This window comes from Acidisoma sp. (genome assembly GCF_965199065.1).
In the GTDB taxonomy this organism is placed as follows: domain Bacteria; phylum Pseudomonadota; class Alphaproteobacteria; order Acetobacterales; family Acetobacteraceae; genus Acidisoma.
Window position 1 is genome coordinate 512,846 of sequence record NZ_CBDAQN010000001.1, and the last position, 17,927, is coordinate 530,772.

Genomic DNA, 17,927 nt, shown 5'->3' on the forward strand with positions numbered 1-17,927 from the left:
GGGAACACGTTTTGCGAAACATACCTGGCGCCGCCGCCCAAAGACGCGGCAAAGCTAACTGCTAGCAGTTCGTGTGCCCACTGGCGATGCAATCCTGGTTCTGCATGAAGTGGTTGATCTCGGGGAAGGCTAGCCATCCGCCGACGATGATCACGACCACCACCGCCAGCACGATGATCGCGAAGATGTTGCCGTTGTCGCCCATGTGCCGGTCCCTGATCCTTCGGAGCCTAGAAGGTCAGCGATGTCGCCTGCATCACAAGAGGCAGCGTCCGCACCATCGCAAGCACGTCCTCCGGAACCGGCTCATCGACCGAGACGAGGCAGATGGCGTCGCCTCCGGCGCTCGCGCGGCCGAGATGGAACGTCGCGATATTGATGCCGGCACCGGCGAGGGTCGCGCCGAACCGTCCGATGAACCCAGGCTTGTCCTGGTTCGTTACGTAGAGCATATGGTGGCTGAACTCGGCCTCCACCGGGATGCCCTTGATCTCGACGAGCCGAGGTTTCGATCCCGCAAAGAGAGTGCCCGCGACGGAACGCATGATGCCGTCGGTCGCGACCGTGATGCGGATGAGCGTCTGATACTCGCTGGCGCGGTCATGCACCGCCTCGGTGACTTCGATGCCACGCTCGCGCGCAAGCACTGGTGCGTTCACCATGTTCGCGCCCGTAATCATCGGCGCCATCAATCCAGCCAATGCGGCGGCAGTCAGCGGCTTGTAGTTGAGCTGAGCAACGGCGCCCTCGTACTCGACCGAAACATGCGTGACGACGCCGTCCTTGGCCTGGGTCAGCTGCCCGGCGAATTCACCGAGCAGGCGCGCGAGGTCCATGTAGGGGCGCACGCGCGGCGCATCCTCGGCCGAGATCGCCGGCACGTTGATCGCGTTGGCGACGGCGCCCGTCAGCAGGTAGTCGCTCATCTGCTCGGCGACCTGAAGCGCCACGTTCTCCTGCGCCTCGGCGGTGGCGGCGCCCAGATGCGGCGTGCAGATCACCGTGTCGAGCGCGAAGAGCGGACTTTCCGTGGCGGGCTCGACCTCAAAGACATCGAGCGCGGCGCCGGCGACCTTGCCGGAGGTAAGACCTTCGAGAAGTGCGGCCTCATCCACCAGTCCGCCGCGGGCGCAGTTCACGATGCGAACGCCTGGCTTCATGGCGGCGATCGTTGAGCGGTTGATGATGTTGCGCGTTCCGTCCACCAGCGGGGTGTGGAGGGTGATGAAGTCCGACCGGGCGAACAGTTCCGGCAGATCCGCCTTCTCGACCCCGAGTTCGACCGCGCGCTTGTCGGTCAGGAAGGGATCATAGGCGAGCACCTTCATCTTCAGCCCGACGGCGCGGTCGGCCACGATCGAGCCGATATTGCCGCAGCCGATGATGCCGAGCGTCTTCGCGGTCAGCTCCACGCCCATGAAGCGGTTCTTCTCCCACTTTCCGGCGCGGGTGGAGGCGCTCGCCTCAGGCAGTTGCCGGGCGAGGGCGAACATCATCGCGATCGCATGTTCGGCTGTGGTGATCGCATTGCCGAAAGGCGTGTTCATGACGACGACGCCGTGGGCGGTAGCCGCCTTGATGTCGACGTTGTCGACGCCGATGCCGGCGCGGCCGACGACCTTCAGGTTGGCCGCGACCTCCAGCAGCTCCTTCGTCACCTTGGTGGCGGAGCGGATGGCGAGACCGTCATAGCCGCCGATGATGGCGCGGAGTTCAGCCGGCGGCAGGCCGGTCTTCACATCCGCCTCGATGCCGCGAGCCCGGAAAATCTCGATGGCGGCGGGCGAAAGCTTGTCGGCGATCAATACTTTGGAGGCCATGCGCGTTACTCCGCCGCTTTGGGTGATGCAAGTTCCTGGGCGAGCTGGGCGTAGGCCCAGTCGAGCCAGGGCAGCAGAGCGGCGATGTCCGCCGTCTCGACCGTGGCGCCGCCCCAGATGCGGAGACCCGGCGGCGCATCCCGATACGAGGCGATGTCGTAGGCGACACCCTCGGCGTCGAGCACGGCCGCCAACCGCTTCGCGACCTTCGCCTGGTTTCCCGGATCGAGCGCGGCGAACCAGGGCGCGGTGATCGTCAGGCAGATCGAGGTGGAGGAGCGGTTCGCCGGGTCCTGCGCCAGGAAGCCGGCCCACTCGCTGGTCGCCACCCAGTCGGCAATGCAGGCGAGGTTCGCTTCGCTGCGGGCGATGAGGCCGGGCAGGCCGCCGATGCTCTCGGCCCAGCGCAGCCCGTCCAATGCGTCCTCGACGCAGAGCATGGAGGGCGTGTTGATGGTTTCGCCCGCGAAAATGCCTTCGATGAGCTTGCCGCCGCTGGTGAGGCGGAAGATTTTCGGCAACGGGCGAGGCGGCTTGTAGCTCAGCAGGCGGGCGACGGCGCGGGGCGACAGGGCGAGCATGCCGTGCGCGGCCTCGCCGCCCAGCACCTTCTGCCAGGACCAGGTGACGACATCGAGCTTGTCCCAGGGCAGCGCCATGGCGAAAGCGGCCGAGGTCGCGTCGCAGATGACGAGGCCTTGGCGGTCGGCCGCGATGAAGTCGCCGTTGGGGAAGCGCGCGCCCGAGGTCGTGCCGTTCCAGGCGAGCACCACGTCATGGCCAGGATCGACGGCGGACAGATCGGGCAGAGCGCCATACTCGGCGCCGAGCACGCGGGCGCCGTCGAGCTTCAGCTGCTTGACGGCGTCTGTCGCCCAGCCTTCCGAGAAGCTTTCGTGAACGAGGACATCCACGGGCCGCTCGCCGAGCAGGGACCACATCGCCATCTCGACCGCGCCCGTGTCGGACGCCGGGACGATGCCGAGTTTCCAGTCCGTCGGCATGCCAAGGATCGCACGGGACCGGGCGATGACTTCGGCGAGGCGCGCCTTGGGTTCGCTGGCGCGGTGACTGCGGCCGAGCATGGCCCCGGCGAGCGCTTCCAACGTGAACCCAGGGCGCTTGGCGCAGGGACCGGAGGAGAAATTCGGGATCTGCGGACGGAGGTCCGGTTTCGCAACGAGTGCCATTTTGGCTCTCCCTTTCAGAAGAGAAGCGCCCCGGTGGGGGGGCGTGACCCGCCGCGGCGTTTAGCGGATCGGGCGCGGCTCGGCAACAGGCGTAACCGCAGGCCCGGCCGTGCCGAACAACGGACCGAGGCGGCCTCAGCCTTTGAACAACCGGTCTCTGTTAAGCGAAGCGCTGCGCGATTACGGTGCCGCCATGATCTGGCCGATGCGCACCCCACCGTGACCGATGACCTGGAACATCGTCTCGCCCGGCTGATGGCCGCGGCGCAACAGGGGGATGGACCCGCTTATCAGGCGCTGCTGCGGGATTGCGTGCCGGTCGTCGCGGCCTCGGCTCGCCGGCAGGGCGTGACACCGGATCGTGTGGATGATGTGGTGCAGGAGGTTCTAATCGCCGTTCACCGTGCTCGCGCCACCTACGACCCGGCGCGGCCTTTTCTGCCCTGGCTGCGGGCGATCGCCCAGCGCCGCGCCATCGACGGTCTTCGCCGCCATTGGCGACAGGCGGTGCGCGAGGTGCATGATCCGGTCGCCTATGAGAGCCATGCGCAGGAGACAGCCGAGGCCGACGACGTGCTCGATGCGCAATCCCGGGCTCTGGCGCTGCGCGCCTCGATCGCCGGGTTGCCGCCCGGGCAGCGGCAGGCGGCGGAGCGGCTGGGTTTGCAGGGGCAGACCTTGGAGGAGGCGGCGGCCGAAACCGGCCGCTCGAAGGTTGCGCTGAAGGTCAATCTGCACCGGGCGATCAAGGCGCTCCGTGGCAAGCTGGGCGGTCCGGCGGGTGCGGGGGAGGCTGACGATGTCTGAGGCGACCCGTTCAGACGAGCCCTCGCACGACCAGTTGATCGAGCGCCTGACCGCCGATCTGCGCCCGGTGCGGCCGGTGTCGCCCGCCCGGCTGGCGGCAGGGTGGCTGCTGGTCGTCGTCGTCTTCGCGGGCTACCTGGCTTCGATGGCCGATCTGCACGCGATGATGCGGCGGCTCATGGCGGCGCCCGATATGTGGCTTGCCGCCGTCGGCTCGGCCCTGACCGGCATTCTGGCCGTTGTGGCCGCCTTCATGACGAGCGTTCCCGGCCGCAGCACGCGTTGGGCGCTCTTGCCGCTTCCGCCTCTGGCCCTGTGGATTTGGGAAAGCGGGATGGGCTGTGCCCGAAGCTTTCATCTGCCGGGCGTCCATGATGCGAGTTTCGGCGACAGCGATCATTGCTTCATGTTCATTTGCGCGCTCTCGCTGCCGCTGTCGCTGCTGCTGATGGTGCTGCTGCGCTGGACATTCCCATTGCGGCCAAACCTGACGCTGGCGCTGGGCGGCTTGGCGGCGGCGGGAATGGCGGCCACCCTGCTGAATTTCTTCCACCCGTATGATGCGTCGGTCAGCGACCTTGTCTTTCACGCGGTTGCGGTGGCGCTGGTGGTGGTGGCCAATCGCCTGTTCGGAGAACGGCTGTTCCGGTAGAATGCGCGTGACGGCGCGCGCGAGCCGAGGAGGCGTCTGTCCCTGGACCTTCGACCAGATCATGGACCCGGACTTCTGGCCCCGGTAGCCAGCTTCTTCACCGGCCGCTGGTCGGTCGTCCGCCGCATCCGCGACATCGGAGCACGCGAAGCCGGACACTTGCGCGGCACCGCCGTCTTCGAGCCAACCGCCGACGGTGTCCGCTTCGTGGAACACGGCGTGCTCGTCCTGCCTCACGCATGCGTCGAGGCGCGGCGGGATTATCGATTTGTCATCGAGAGCGATACCGCGTTCAGCGTTTTTTTTGCCGATGGCCGCTTCTTCCATCGGGCAAAGGTCGCCGCCGGCGTTGCGTCCGCCCAGCATGATTGCGCGCCCGATACCTATCGCGGCCGCTACCGCTTCCCGAACGCCGACCGCTGGAGCCTGAGCTGGCGCATCACCGGGCCGCGCAAGAACCTCGTGATCAGCACCATCTTTTCACGAACCGGCGCTGGATAACGCGGCGGCGGCGCGGATGCGTCCGTCCGCCTGCTGCAACAGCACGGCGGCCCGCTGCCCCGCGGGCCTGGGGACATCGACATGCAGGGCGCCGCCGCTCCACATCGCGATCGGGCGGATCGACCGCACGATATCCACCTCCGTCTCGGTCAGGCCGCCGTTCTCGCCGCGCCCGATAGCCGTGACGTGCCGGTCGTCATAGCCGACGAGCCAGATTTCTCCGCTCCCCGAACCCGACGCCGCATCAACGGTGAGGCCGGACCCTCGGTCCGAGAGGCCGAGCGCCACCGGCGGCAGAGCGGCACGGTCCGCGGTCGCCTCGGCGATGGCCGCCGCGACGGCATCCTGGTCCGAGCCCACGGCTTGCCGCGAACCGCCGACCACCAACTGCGGCGTATAGACTTCGCTTCCGAGCAGCCTGTCGTAGGTCTGCTGGCGGGCGGTGGCTGCCGGCATGGAGAATGGGTCTTTCCAGCCGAGGCTGTCCCAGTAGTCGATGTGGAAATCGAGCACGAGGACGTCGGGGCGCTCGCGCTGCAACTCGCCCAGGTAACGGTCGGCCGGCGGGCAGGAGGAGCAGCCTTGCGAGGTGAACAGCTCCAACACCAGAGGATCGCCTGCGGCGGCCATCGCGAATGGCACCGAAGCGACGGCCTCGATCACGACCCCGAGCAGCAGCGGAACGAACCATTTCATGACGGCACCCCATTCGTTTCGATGGGACATTCGTGCCGGTATGAAGGCCGGTTACGCGCCCGCGCGACGCTTCGCGAGCCGGATGCCGAAGCGGCGGGCCGGTTCCTCCACGGTGGCCCAGGTTATTGTCGCCAGACCCAGCAGCAGGGCCAGCATGAGCAGCGTCCACAACATGCCGTCCGCCGCGTGGCCGAGGCCAAGCCGCCCCGGCGGCAGCCAGACGAAGGCAAGGCCAATGAGCGTCGGATGGATGAGATAGAGGGAAAAGGAGATCCGCCCCAGCCAGACGCACCAGCCCGCGCCGAGACCGCGCGCGATGACACCGCACTCTGCTGCCAGCCCCCAGATGAGCACCGCCGCGAAGACCGGGATGAGCCGCAGATGGTCGCCGAGCACCGCGAGCAGGATGGCGAGAAGTGCCGCGGCCTCGATGAGGCTTGCGGTGCGCGGGCGAGGGCGTCGCACCAGCACCGTCATCTGCTGCACCGCCATCCCCAGCCCGAAACCGGCGAGGCCGCGCGCGACGGCGGGCCACCCCCAGACCATGTCGGATTGCACGTGACGCTCGATCGCCGCCATCATCAGCAGAATGAGCACGCAACCGACGAACTCCAGCCGCCGCATCGCCCCGATCACGAGCGGGAAGAGCACGTAGCACAGGAGTTCGACGCCGATGGACCAGCTGACCGTGTTCCAGGTCAGGCCATGAAGCAGATAAGGCTGGAGCAGCAGAACGACGATGGGCAGGTCCCGCAGCCTCTCGGTCGGATCGTGATTGCCGAACCGCGCTTCGCTCCACACCCAAAGGCCGAGGATCAGGGCCAGCACGAAGAGGTGCAGGGGATAGACGCGGAAGATCCGGCGGAGGAAGAAGTCGCGAAGGCCTGGCAGGGTGAGGTCCCGGTGGACCGCGGTGATGACGAAGCCGCTCAGCACGAAGAAGATGTCGACCGCCACGTAGCCGGGACGGAAGAGCCATCCCGCGGCATCGTAACCGGCATAGGCCAGGACGAATTGCAGGTGATGCCCGACGACCCAAAGCGCCGCGAAGCCGCGGATCGAGGTGAGCGGCAGGTTCTGGTGCCGCAGCGGTGCGGCGGCGGCCTCGCTCAAAGGCGGCTGAGCGCCTCGATGCGGGCCGGATCGACAGTGACGCCGTGGCCGAGCGGGCCGTGTCCGGCGCCGAGGCCGGGCGCGCCACGGATCGCCGCAGAGATATAGGCGCGGGCGCGCCTCACCGCATCCTCGAGCGGCATGCCCTGCGCGAGGCCCGTTGCGATGGCGCTCGCCAAGGTGCAGCCGGTGCCGTGAGTGCTGGTGGAGACGATCCGCTCGCCGGTCATCGCGACCAGCCCGGCGGAGGTTGCCCCCCTTGTCGCAAGGATGTCGGTGACGGTCGCGCCCGTGAGGTGTCCGCCCTTCACCAGCACAGCGCCGGCACCGAGCGCCAGCAGCGCCTCGGCCGCGCGCCTTTGATCCGCTTCATCGGCAATCCGCACGCCAAGGAGCAGTTCCGCTTCGGGAATATTCGGGGTGATGACGGTCGCCAGAGGGATGAGGCGCGTCTTCAGGGCGTGCAGAGCCTCCTCGCTTTGCAGCCGGTCGCCGCTGGTCGCAACCATCACCGGGTCCATGACGAAGGGGAGCGCTGGGGTCAGCCGTTCCGCGAAATCTGCGACGGTCTCGATGGAGGCGATGTCCGGCAGCATGCCGGTCTTGATGGCGTCGGCGCCGATATCGGACATAATGGCGTCGATCTGCGCCCGCAGGAACTGTTGTGGAACCAGAAGCACGGCCGACACGCCGCGCGTGTTCTGGGCGGTGAGGGCGGTCAGTGCCGTCGTCGCGAACCCGCCCAACGCCATGATCGCCTTGATGTCGGCCTGGATACCGGCGCCGCCGCCGCTATCGGATCCGGCGATGACGAGAACGCGCCCCGGCTTTGTATGGTTCGCCGCGTGGCTCAAGCGGTGGTTTCCGGCGTGCGGGCGACGGCGGCGATGACCTCGCAGACTTCACCGACGATGCGGGCGATGAGCGCATCGTCCTCGGCCTCCGCCATGACACGGATGAGCGGTTCCGTGCCGCTCGGGCGGATGAGCAGGCGGCCCTCGGGCCCAAGCGCCGCCTCGGCTGCCGTGATAGCGGCCTTGACCCGGGCATCGCCGAGCGGTGAGGGACCGGAGAAACGCACGTTGCGGAGCAGCTGAGGCGAGGGTTTGAACACCCGGCACACCTCGGAGGCCGGCGCGCCCTGCCGCACGAGCACGGCCAGCACTTGCAGCGCGGCCACCAGGCCGTCGCCGGTGGTCGAGAAATCGGACAGGATGACGTGGCCGGACTGCTCGCCGCCGAGGTTGATGCCGAGCGCCCGCATCCGCTCGCCCACATAGCGGTCGCCGACCTGGGTGCGATGGAGGTCGAGGCCCAGGCCCCGCAGGAAGGTCTGGAGCCCGAGGTTGGACATCACGGTTGCCACGATGCCGCTGCCCGTCAGCCGGTCGGTCTTCGCCCAGGAGCGGGCGATGAGCGCCAGGATCTGGTCGCCGTCGATGATCTCGCCATGCTCGTCCGCCAGGATGAGGCGATCCGCGTCGCCGTCCAGCGCGATGCCGAGGTCGGCCCCATGTTCCACGACGGCGGCGCAGAGCTGGTCGGGCACCGTCGATCCGCAGCCGCGATTGATGTTGAACCCGTCGGGCGAGACGCCGACCGGGATGACCTGGGCGCCGAGTTCCCAGAGTGCCGTGGGCGCCACGCGATAGGCGGCGCCGTTCGCGCAATCGACGACGATCTTGAGGCCGTCGAGACGCAGGCCCTTGGGAAAGGTGCCCTTGACGCCCTCGATATACCGGCCGGCGGCGTCGTTCAGCCGCCGTGCGCGGCCGAGGGACTCCGGGGTCGCCAGTTCGGGCCGGAGATCGGTCGCCATCCGGGCCTCGATGGCGGCCTCATGGGCGTCGGAGAGCTTCACCCCGTCAGGGCCAAACAGCTTGATGCCGTTATCCTCGAATGGATTGTGCGAGGCCGAAATCATGACGCCGAGGTCGGCGCGCAGGCTGCGGGTGAGCATGGCGATGGCGGGCGTCGGCAGCGGCCCGGCAAGGACCACGTCCATGCCGGCGCCGAGGAACCCGGCGGTCAGCGCCTGCTCGATCATATAGCCGGAGAGGCGGGTGTCCTTGCCGATGAGCACCTGATGGCGGTGGCTTCCGCGGGTGAACATGAGGCCTGCCGCCTGCCCGAGGCAGAGCGCGGTTTCGGCTGTCATCGGGTGGATGTTGGCGCGGCCGCGGATGCCGTCGGTGCCGAAGAGGGAGCGGGGTTGTGACGCCGCGGGCTTTGTCGTGCCGTTGCTCATGGTCTTCTGCGCCTCGCGAATGCGGCCCGGAGTGTGTCCGGAATCTGGATGGTGTAGCGGCGGCGGCGCGGACAGGCAATTCAACCGAAATACACCGTCTAGCGGGCGAGCGCCTGCCAAACGCGCACCGCCTGAACGGTCTCGGCGACATCGTGCACGCGCAGGATCTGCGCGCCCCGGCTCAGCGCGAACAAGGCCCCGGCAATCGAGCCGCCGAGCCGCCGGGCCGCCACCGGTTCACCCGAGAGCGTGCCGATGAACCCCTTGCGCGAGAGACCCACGAGGAGAGGAAACCCGAGCGCGCGTAGCGGTCCGAGATCGCGCAGCAATGCCACATTCTGCGAACCGATCTTCGCGAAACCGATCCCCGGATCGATGGCGATCGACGCTCGAGCGATACCAGCCTCTGTTGCCGTCGCCACCTGCGCCGCCATCTCGGCAGCCACTTCAGATCCGATCTCCGCATACTGGTTAAGGCTGCTCATCGTCTGGGGCGTGCCGCGCATATGCATCAGGACCACCGGCGCCTGACGCTCCGCGATTACGCCCGCTGAGCGCGGATCATGCGCCAGAGCCGTCACGTCGTTGACGATCCGTGCCCCCGCATCGAGTGCCGCCGCCATCGTGCTCGCATGACGCGTGTCGACGGAGATCACCGCGCCATCCGCCGCAAGCACGCGAATGACGTGCAGGATGCGCTCCTGCTCCTCCTCCGGAGGCACCGGTTCAGCGCCGGGCCGCGTGCTCTCCCCGCCGATGTCGAGAATGTCGGCGCCTGCCGTCAACATTCGCCGCGCCGCATCCAGAGCCGCCTCGCGCTGCGCGAGGCTTCCCCCATCGCTGAAACTGTCGGGCGTCAGGTTGAGCACGCCCATCACCAGAGGCCGCGAAAGGCTCAGGCCCGCCCAGTGCGAGGCAGGCTCAGCCATGATGGCCGCGTGGAGGAAGCACATTGTTGATCGAAATAAAGCATCGACAGAGTCTCATCCGTCAGACCCTCAAAACGCAAAACCCCCGGCTCGAAGGCCGGGGGTCTGTAGCAGATCGAGGTGCAACCGTCAGACCGGGTGCGGGGAAGGACCCATGTTGCCCGGGATCGGAGGGACCGGACGACCAGCGGAAGGAACCGACGCCCGGCGGTTCTCCGGCGGCGGCAGATCGTCCACCGATTTCCGGACCACCGGCTCACCGCGCAACACGCCGCGGATCTCGTCGCCCGTCAGCGTCTCGAACTCGAGCAGAGCGCGGGCGATCGCGTGCAACGCCGTGATGTGATCCGACAGGATGGTCTTTGCCTTGAAGTAGGCCGCATCGATGATGCTCTTGATCTCGCTGTCGATCTCGCGCGCCGTCACTTCCGAGACGTTCTTGTGCTGCGTCACCGAGTGGCCGAGGAAAAGCTCCTGCCCATTATCGCCGTAAGCGATCATGCCGAGCTTGTCGCTCATGCCCCATTCCGTGATCATCCGGCGGGACTGGTCGGTCGCCATCTTGATGTCGCCGGCCGCGCCATTTGAAACCTTGTCGGCGCCGAAGATGATCTCTTCCGCCGCACGGCCGCCCATCGCCATCGTCAGCTCGCCCAACAGCTTGGACTTGCTCTTGGAGTAACGGTCGCCCTCGGGCAGGCTCATCACCAGACCCAGAGCACGGCCACGCGGAATGATCGTCGCCTTGTGGACCGGATCGCATTCCGGCTCGAGCATGGCGCATAGCGCGTGACCAGCCTCGTGATAGGCCGTCATCTTCTTCTCGTCGTCGCTCATGACAAGGCTGCGGCGCTCCGCACCCATCATGACCTTGTCCTTGGCGTCCTCGAACTCAGCCATCGCCACGACACGCTTGCCGCGACGGGCGGCGAGCAATGCACCCTCATTCACAAGGTTCGCCAGATCGGCACCGGAGAAGCCGGGCGTGCCGCGAGCAATGGTCTTGGGATCGACGTCGGCCGCCAACGGGACCTTCCGCATGTGCACGCGCAGGATACGCTCGCGCCCGTTAACGTCCGGGTTCGGCACGACGACCTGACGGTCGAAGCGGCCCGGCCGCAGCAGGGCCGTATCGAGCACATCGGGGCGGTTCGTCGCCGCGATGAGGATGACGCCCTCGTTGCTCTCGAACCCGTCCATCTCGACGAGCAGCTGGTTGAGGGTCTGCTCACGCTCGTCGTTGCCGCCGCCGAGGCCCGCGCCACGATGACGGCCGACGGCGTCGATTTCGTCGATGAAGATGATGCAGGGCGCGTTCTTCTTACCCTGCTCGAACATGTCACGGACCCGGCTGGCGCCGACACCCACGAACATCTCCACGAAGTCAGAACCGGAGATCGTGAAGAACGGCACATTCGCCTCGCCGGCGATGGCGCGGGCGAGCAGCGTCTTGCCGGTGCCCGGCGGACCTACCAGCAGCACGCCCTTGGGGATTTTGCCGCCAAGGCGCTGGAACTTCTGCGGGTCCTTGAGGAATTCAACGACCTCGCCAAGCTCGGTCTTGGCCTCCTCGATGCCGGCCACGTCTTCAAACGTTACGCGGCCCTGCTTCTCGGTCAGAAGCCGGGCGCGGGACTTGCCGAAGCCCATCGCGCGGCCGCCGCCCGACTGCATCTGGCGGAGGAAGAAAATCCACACGCCGACGAACAGCAGCATCGGGAACCACGAGAGCAGGTAATGCAGCAGCGGGTTGCTATCGGCATCGGCAGGCTTGGCGACGATCTCGACGTTCTTCGCGGTCAGCGTCTGCACCAGCGACGGATCGTCGGGAGTGTAGGTCTGGAAGGCGCGACCGTCCTTCAGATCCCCGCTCACGTTGCGATCCTGGATCACCACGTCCTTGACGTTGCCCTGTTTCACAGAGTCCAGGAACTCGGAGTAGGCCATTTGAGTCACATTGGTGGTGTTGCTGTTGCCGCGGATGCCCCCGGGCTGGAACAGGCTGAACAGCACCACCAGCAGCAGTGCGATGATCACCCACAAGGCAAGGTTGCGACCGAAATTGCTCATCACGTCATCCAGTTCCTAACCGGCGTCCGGGCTGCCAAAGCCCGCATTCGCCTCTCAACCCGCGTCGCAAAACAACATCGGCGGGCACAAGTGCCCCCGTGGTGTAAACAGAGCGCATGATATTCCGCATTGTCACCTTAAAGATAGGAAGTCTTTCGGTGCAAAGCATCCCCATCTTCATGTCGGGCGGGCGGTCGCGGCATGACAGCTTTGTCAAGGCGACACGACGGTCCCGTTGAAGGCGGCCCCGAGGGCCGGACGCGGCGGGTGGAACAGCAGGCGTCGTGGGTCAAGCATCTGTCTGTCAGGCCACAACAGAGCGGGCACCGCGACAAGCTCGCCTTTCGGATTACGAAACGTCGGCAGCGTCTCCAGCACCGCCGCCGGAAGGTCCGACAGGCTTCGGAAGCGCTCGGCGTCGGAGCCTAGCGCACCCATCGTCTCGCCGGGCAGATCGGGATCCTCCTGGTGCCGCCGAAACCGCCCATCCCACCGGGCACCGGCCTCAGCGGGAACCTCGGGCGCCGTGGCGGCAGCCTCCCGGCAGATGAGGAAGCCCGGGCCCAACCGGCCAGCCGGCCGCAGCAGCGTTCCGGCCAGGCAGATGCCGCGGCCGATCGCCGGGGCAGGCGCTTCGGCAATGCGGGCAACAGCCTCAGGCGGCGGCGGATAGCTTGCGCCGGCAATGGTCCGAAGCACAGCGGCCAGTGCGGCCGGCGGCCAGGGTGCGTCTGGCAGCACCGCGAAGCCTTCCGGGCGAATGGCGGCAACGGTGCCAAGCCACTCCGCCACGCAACGCTCCGCCTCGCGCCGCGCCTGCGCATCCGCCGCGGCGGATGCGGCCAGAGCGCGCGTGGCAGGCCCGTCGCCCGCGGCATCCGCGCGCGCGGCCCGCAATCGGGCGCGGGTGAAGTGGCGGTCGGCATTGGTCGGGTCCTCGGCCCAGCCCAGGCCGCGGTCGACAAGCACCGCCCGCAGCCGCCCCGGTGCCGTTCCAAGCAGAGGGCGCAGCAGACGCACCGACGCCGTTTCGCTGATGGCCGCAATTCCGGCAAGACCGTCGCGACCGCTCCCCCGGAGCTGCCGCATGACGACGGTCTCGGCCTGATCCGCGGCATGATGCCCGAGCAGCAGATCGATGATGCCGGCCTCCCGGCACGCGGCCTCTAGCGCCGCCATGCGCGCGATCCTGGCGCGGGCGGGCAGGCTCGTGCCGGGTCCGAGGGTGTCGAGCGTGAGGACGCGGGCAGGGATGCCGAGGCCCGCGAGGGTCGAGGCGGCGGCGGCGGCCTCGGCGGCGGCTTCGGCGCGCAGGCCGTGGTCGACGATGAGCGCGAGAACCGACCCGCCTTTCGCCCGAGCCCAATCGGCGGCGAGGACGGCGAGGGCGAGGCTGTCGCCGCCGCCGGAAACCGCGAGCCCCAGCCGCGGCGGCGTGCCGAACGGCCCTAGAGGCTCGAGCAGCGAGGCGAACTCTGCCCCGCCGATGGGATAAAGTCTCAGCAGCCCAGCCGGTGATGCGCGGCGGAAATCGGCGGGACCAGATAATGCGGAGGCGACGGGAACTGCGCGTGCAGCGTCCTCAGCGTGTCACAGGCGGCGGCCTTCTGGTTGATCGAGGCCAGGGTCATGGCAAGCCCGAGCAAGGCGTTCGGCGCCCGCGGTCCCTTGTGGTTCATGTTGTAGGCGTCGTCGAAGGCGAGCGCCGCCGCCTGGTAACGCTGCTCACCCTGAAGAGACTGGGCAAGAAGATACTGAGCGTCATAGGCGCGAGGTGAGCCGCGATGCTTGGCGAGGATCTCCCGGGCGATGCCCTCGGAATCCTGGTAATGCCCCTCATGCAACGCAAGAACCCCGCGCTGCATGAGGTCTTCGGGGGTCGGCACCGCCACGGCTGGCGCGGCGGCGGGCGGCGCGGCAGCCGACTGCCCTGACCCGCCCGGGGCGCCGCTGCCGGCGGCGCTACCCGAGCCGCTCTGCCCATTCTGCATCTGGAAGGTGAGGTCGCCGATCTGCTTGTTGACCTGGGCGTTCTGGGTGTCGACCTGGTTCTGCAATTGCTGGAGATTGCCGGTGAGCGTGCGGACCTCGTCCTCCAGCGTGCTGACCCGTTGCAGAAGCTGCGTGACAAGCGTGCCGCTGCCGCCGCTCTCCACAGGGGCCGGCGCGGAACTGCCGCCGCCGCCATTGGCCTGCACCTGCTGCAACTGCGCCTGCAACTGCTGCACCTGATTCTGCACAGCCAATATCTGATTTTGCAGCGTGATGCCTTCGCGGCTCGTCACGCTACCATCCTGCGCCAGGGCCGCACCCGGAAGAAGGCACGCACAGAGGGCGCCGGCGCAAAGCCCGGCCAGCAGGATTCTCTTCATAGGTGAGTCATCTCCTCGGCGACGCATTCGCGGCTGCTTCTAGCACCGCCACTTCCGCCCGTCATGATGAACAGCCGCGTCAACGCTGGGACCGGGGGACGCCCAAGAAAATGGCGGGCAACGTGTGCCCGCCATTGGTCGTCGTCCCGTGGCCTGACAGCGGTCCGGTGGGCGAAGCTTAGGAGGACGCGCCGGTGCCTTCCTGCGGGTTGTGGCCCTGCACGGAGGTGATGGCGTTGCGGTCCTGGCTGTAGGAGCCCTCGTCGTTACCCTGCGCCACCGGACGATCCTTGCCGTAGCTGATGGTCTGAATGCGCGAGCCATTGACGCCCTGGGCCACGAGGTAGTCGCGGGCGCCGTCGGCGCGGCGTTGGCCGAGGGCCAGATTGTATTCCTCGGTGCCGCGCGGGTCGCAGTTGCCGGCCACGAGCACCGCGATCTGCGGGAACTTCTGCAGCCAGCCAGCCTGATGCGACAAGGTCGTGGTGGCGTCGGTGGTCAGGGAGGAAGCGTTGAAACCAAAGAAGACGCGATCGCCGACGTTGGCGACGAGGTCTTCCTCGCTGCCGGGCGCGGGGCCGGTTGTCATCGCGGCGCCATTACCTGTGGACATCTGTGTCGCGGCAGGTTTGGCGCAGGCAGCCAGCAGTGCAACAGCGGCGAATGCGCCCAGCAATTTGATGTTCATTGCAATCTAATCCCTACAGGGGTTCGTGTTCACGAGGTATCGGCGCGGCAACATTGTAACGTCAGGCGGAGTCGACCTGGTAGCCAAGGGATCATCAGGTTGGCCGCGCTTACCGCCGCTGACGTTACTGGTCAAGTAAGGTGTTGTTCATTTCTCGAATTGCAGCCTCTCGCGACAGAAAAGATCGCCTGTCAGGACAGTAACGGTGACCACGCCGGGTCGGAGGCGCTTGTCGAGGTCTGCAACGCCTGTTCGTTGAAACCTGTAATGTCGATCGTCACAAGTCGAGATGACCGGCCATCCCCGCGCTGGAACATGATGACACGACCGTTGGGGCAGAAGCTTGGCGCCTCCACATCATAACTTTCGGACAGAATTCGTTCACCTGAACCGTCCGGCGCCATGACGCCGATCGCGAAGGTGTCGCCGAGCCGCGTGAAGGCGATGAGGTCGCCCCGCGGCGACCAGACGGGGTCGCCGTAGCGGCCCGGACCGAAGCTTATCCGGCGCACGCCGGACCCGTCCGCGCCCATGACGTAAAGCTGCTGATCGCCGCCGCGGTCAGACTCGAAGACAATCTGGCTGCCGTCCGGGCTGAAGCAGGGAGAGGTGTCGATCGCGCCGGTGTTGGTCAGCGTGCGAACGTCGCCGCCGTCGAGCGAGCAGGTGATGATGTCCGAGCCGCCGTTCCGGTAAAGCGACATGACGATGCCGGCGCCGTCGGGCGTGAAGCGCGGGGCGAAGGTCATGGTGCGGAAGTTGCCGACGAGCGACCGCGTTCCGGTGCCGAGGTCGAACAGATAAACCCGCACCGCCTTGTTGATGTAGCTGATGAAGGCGATCTGGTCGCGCGTGGGGCTGAAGCGGGGTCCGAGCGCCGTCCAGCTGCCATCGGTCAGGAAACGGTTGTTGGCGCCATCCTGATCCATGATGGCGAGGCGCTTGGTCGGGTTGTTGCCTGGTCCCGTCGTCGAAATGTAGGCGATGCGGGTGTCGAAATAGCCCTTCTCGCCGAGCAGCCGCTGATAGACGACATCGGCGATGATGTGCGCGATCCGGCGCCAGTTGGCGGCGCCCGTCGTGTAGGCGGTGCCCTGCAGCTGGGTGCCGGGCAGGATGTCCCACAGGCGGAACTCCACCCGTAGCTGGTCGCCGTTCTGGGTGATGCTGCCGGTCACGAGCGCCTGCGCGCCGGTGCCCTTCCAGGCGCCGAAGTCCGGAGCCCCGCCCGCGGGCGTGGCGGCCACGCCGGAGCCGTCGACGATGCGGAACAGGCCGCAGTTGTTGAGGTCGTTCGAGATGACGCCGACCATGTCGCCGGCGCTGGTGCCACCCGCGAAGGCCGGGATGGCGATCGGGATCGGGGCTGTGCGGGCGCGGTTCACGTCGATGACGGCGCTGGTGGGCGCAGTGGAGGAAGGCGCCGCGGCGGGCGGCGCGCTCTGTGCAAACGCAGGGACGGCGAGCGTCGTGGCGAGCGTCGTGCCGATCATGCCGCGCCGGGTGATGCGGCGGATGGTTCCTGGTAGATCGGGGGCGGGAACGTCAGGCTGGCCAGAGGTTTCGAAGATGTCGGTCATGTGCAGTTCCTGCTTTCGTGTCACGGGCTGAACCGAAAGGTGAAGGTTTGCGGCCGGCCTTCAAGCGAGGGCGGCAGAGGAAGCGCCGAGCAGCGATAGTCGAGCACCGCGCGGACCGCGCGTTCGGCGAAGGCGCGGAAGACCGGGTCGGTGTTGACGCGACCCTGATCGGCGGCGCCCACTTGCGCGAGACGGGCGGTGCCGGTGGCATCCGTCGTCACCTTCAGAATGACGGACATGTTCTGGACGCCCTCGGCGCCGCTATCGATCGTCCAGCATTCCCGCACCTTGTCGCCGATGGCGCCGCGCTGGGCAGAGGTCAGCGAGGCGGTCGCATCGCTGTTGTTCGGGTTGCCGCCGCCATGCGGCGCGCCACCTTGCGCCGGGTTGTAGCGGTCCGTCGGTGCCTTCTGGTTGACGCTCATCGAGCGCAGCTTCTCAAGCGTGTTGAGGACGGTCGAACTCATCACGGTAGGATTGGCCGTCGGGTGCGGCTGCGTCGTTGGGCTGACCGGCGCGGGTGGCGCCGGGGGCGCGGGCGGCGGCGGCATCGGTAGAGCAGGCGTCGCCTGCGCCGTCTCCTGCGGTGACGGCTGAGACGGCGGCGCGGGCGGTGCAGGGGGCGCCGGAGGCGTCTCCGTATGCACAGGCGGCGTTGGCGCGGGCTTGGGCGGCTTCGGGCGCTCGGCCGGCTTCGGCGGCGAAGGCGCCTGTTGCGGCTGCGGCGGGGCGGGGGGCGGCGGCGGCGGCAGCGGTTCGGCCGACGGCGAAGGCGGTGGCGGCGGCGGCTGCGAAGCCGGCGGCGCGGGCGCCGGGGGAGTTGGCAGCGGCGGTGTGTCCGGCTGTGGCGGCTGCGGCGGCGTCACCGTCTGCGGCGGTGCAGGAGCCGGTGGTGGCGGGGTCGGCACCGGGGGTTGGTTCGTCGGCGTCACCGAGGGCGGCGGCGGCGGTGGCGGCGGTGGCGGCGGCGCATCGACGAGCGGCGTCGGCTGTGGCGCCTGTGTCGCCATCGGCGCCTTCACCACCGTCTGCGTGTTCGCGGGCGCGGCGTTGGTATCCTGCCGCTGGGCCTGCTGAGCGGGTGCCGCAGGCCCGACAAAATCGACCGAGACCGCCGCGAGATCCTGGGTATCGTCAGGCTTTTTCGACGGAAGCGAAACGATCAGCGCGACCAGAAGCAGGACGTGGAGCGCGATCGAGACGGTCGCCGCACGACGCATCGGCGGGTTCATGCGCATCCCTGCGGCGCGATGGGGAGGCT

General features: G+C 67.7%; 17 protein-coding genes. 3 read left to right on the top strand and 14 right to left on the bottom strand.

Annotation, left to right across the window (positions count from 1 at the left end; all coding sequences use genetic code 11):
• Positions 1-61: 61 nt before the first annotated feature.
• The 3 genes from ACOEQ1_RS02380 to ACOEQ1_RS02390 are packed head-to-tail and all read right to left on the bottom strand — an operon-like array spanning position 62 to position 3,010.
• Entirely contained in the window at positions 62-205 is a 144-nt protein-coding gene (locus tag ACOEQ1_RS02380; protein WP_419757628.1) for a hypothetical protein, read from the bottom strand.
• Between the two features lie 25 nt (positions 206-230).
• Positions 231-1,820 carry a phosphoglycerate dehydrogenase gene (gene serA / locus ACOEQ1_RS02385; protein ID WP_419757629.1) on the bottom strand — a complete coding sequence of 530 codons (1,590 nt, stop codon included), beginning with the start codon at positions 1,818-1,820 and terminating at the stop codon, positions 231-233.
• Between the two features lie 5 nt (positions 1,821-1,825).
• Entirely contained in the window at positions 1,826-3,010 is a 1,185-nt protein-coding gene (locus ACOEQ1_RS02390; RefSeq protein ID WP_419757630.1) for a phosphoserine transaminase, read from the bottom strand.
• 219 nt (positions 3,011-3,229) lie between these two features.
• Here ACOEQ1_RS02390 and ACOEQ1_RS02395 point away from each other — a divergent pair, with 219 nt between their 5' ends.
• The 3 genes from ACOEQ1_RS02395 (at position 3,230) to ACOEQ1_RS02405 (ending at position 4,970) form a co-directional block, all read left to right on the top strand.
• The gene (locus ACOEQ1_RS02395; RefSeq protein ID WP_419757631.1) at positions 3,230-3,817 is read left to right on the top strand and encodes a sigma-70 family RNA polymerase sigma factor; all 588 of its coding nucleotides are present in this window, start codon (positions 3,230-3,232) and stop codon (positions 3,815-3,817) included.
• Positions 3,810-4,469, top strand: coding sequence for an NrsF family protein (locus tag ACOEQ1_RS02400; RefSeq protein ID WP_419757632.1), 660 nt, complete (start codon positions 3,810-3,812; stop codon positions 4,467-4,469). Before ACOEQ1_RS02395 ends, ACOEQ1_RS02400 begins: the two co-directional genes overlap by 8 nt.
• Positions 4,470-4,604: 135 nt before the next feature.
• Positions 4,605-4,970: a DUF6314 family protein gene (locus ACOEQ1_RS02405; protein WP_419758624.1), complete on the top strand. Its 366-nt coding sequence runs from the start codon at positions 4,605-4,607 to the stop codon at positions 4,968-4,970.
• Here ACOEQ1_RS02405 and ACOEQ1_RS02410 read toward each other — a convergent pair.
• The 11 genes from ACOEQ1_RS02410 to ACOEQ1_RS02460 form a co-directional block, all read right to left on the bottom strand.
• Positions 4,950-5,666 (bottom strand): DUF1223 domain-containing protein, encoded by a 717-nt coding sequence (locus tag ACOEQ1_RS02410; RefSeq protein WP_419757633.1) that lies wholly within the window; start codon positions 5,664-5,666, stop codon positions 4,950-4,952. The two genes, ACOEQ1_RS02405 and ACOEQ1_RS02410, sit on opposite strands and share 21 nt — an antisense overlap.
• Before the next feature lie 51 nt (positions 5,667-5,717).
• Positions 5,718-6,779, bottom strand: a complete 1,062-nt coding sequence (locus ACOEQ1_RS02415) for an acyltransferase family protein (RefSeq protein ID WP_419757634.1) — start codon at positions 6,777-6,779, stop codon at positions 5,718-5,720.
• Entirely contained in the window at positions 6,776-7,633 is an 858-nt protein-coding gene (thiD, locus tag ACOEQ1_RS02420; RefSeq protein ID WP_419757635.1) for a bifunctional hydroxymethylpyrimidine kinase/phosphomethylpyrimidine kinase, read from the bottom strand. Before thiD ends, ACOEQ1_RS02415 begins: the two co-directional genes overlap by 4 nt.
• The gene (glmM, locus tag ACOEQ1_RS02425) at positions 7,630-9,027 is read right to left on the bottom strand and encodes a phosphoglucosamine mutase (protein WP_419757636.1); all 1,398 of its coding nucleotides are present in this window, start codon (positions 9,025-9,027) and stop codon (positions 7,630-7,632) included. The genes thiD and glmM overlap by 4 nt, the downstream gene beginning before the upstream one ends.
• Before the next feature lie 98 nt (positions 9,028-9,125).
• Complete coding sequence (gene folP, locus ACOEQ1_RS02430; RefSeq protein ID WP_419757637.1) at positions 9,126-9,956, bottom strand: dihydropteroate synthase; 831 nt, start codon at positions 9,954-9,956, stop codon at positions 9,126-9,128.
• Between the two features lie 129 nt (positions 9,957-10,085).
• Positions 10,086-12,026: an ATP-dependent zinc metalloprotease FtsH gene (gene ftsH / locus ACOEQ1_RS02435; RefSeq protein ID WP_419757638.1), complete on the bottom strand. Its 1,941-nt coding sequence runs from the start codon at positions 12,024-12,026 to the stop codon at positions 10,086-10,088.
• Positions 12,027-12,239: 213 nt separating this feature from the next.
• Positions 12,240-13,532 (bottom strand): tRNA lysidine(34) synthetase TilS, encoded by a 1,293-nt coding sequence (gene tilS, locus ACOEQ1_RS02440; protein WP_419758625.1) that lies wholly within the window; start codon positions 13,530-13,532, stop codon positions 12,240-12,242.
• Positions 13,526-14,398, bottom strand: coding sequence for a hypothetical protein (locus ACOEQ1_RS02445; protein WP_419757639.1), 873 nt, complete (start codon positions 14,396-14,398; stop codon positions 13,526-13,528). Before ACOEQ1_RS02445 ends, tilS begins: the two co-directional genes overlap by 7 nt.
• A 178-nt stretch (positions 14,399-14,576) precedes the next feature.
• On the bottom strand, positions 14,577-15,086 hold the full coding sequence (locus tag ACOEQ1_RS02450; RefSeq protein ID WP_419757640.1) for an OmpA family protein: 510 nt from the start codon (positions 15,084-15,086) through the stop codon (positions 14,577-14,579).
• A 191-nt stretch (positions 15,087-15,277) separates the two neighbouring features.
• Positions 15,278-16,666, bottom strand: a complete 1,389-nt coding sequence (gene tolB / locus ACOEQ1_RS02455; RefSeq protein WP_419757641.1) for a Tol-Pal system beta propeller repeat protein TolB — start codon at positions 16,664-16,666, stop codon at positions 15,278-15,280.
• A gap of 20 nt (positions 16,667-16,686) precedes the next feature.
• Positions 16,687-17,898, bottom strand: coding sequence for an energy transducer TonB (locus ACOEQ1_RS02460; RefSeq protein ID WP_419757642.1), 1,212 nt, complete (start codon positions 17,896-17,898; stop codon positions 16,687-16,689).
• Positions 17,899-17,927: the final 29 nt, after the last annotated feature.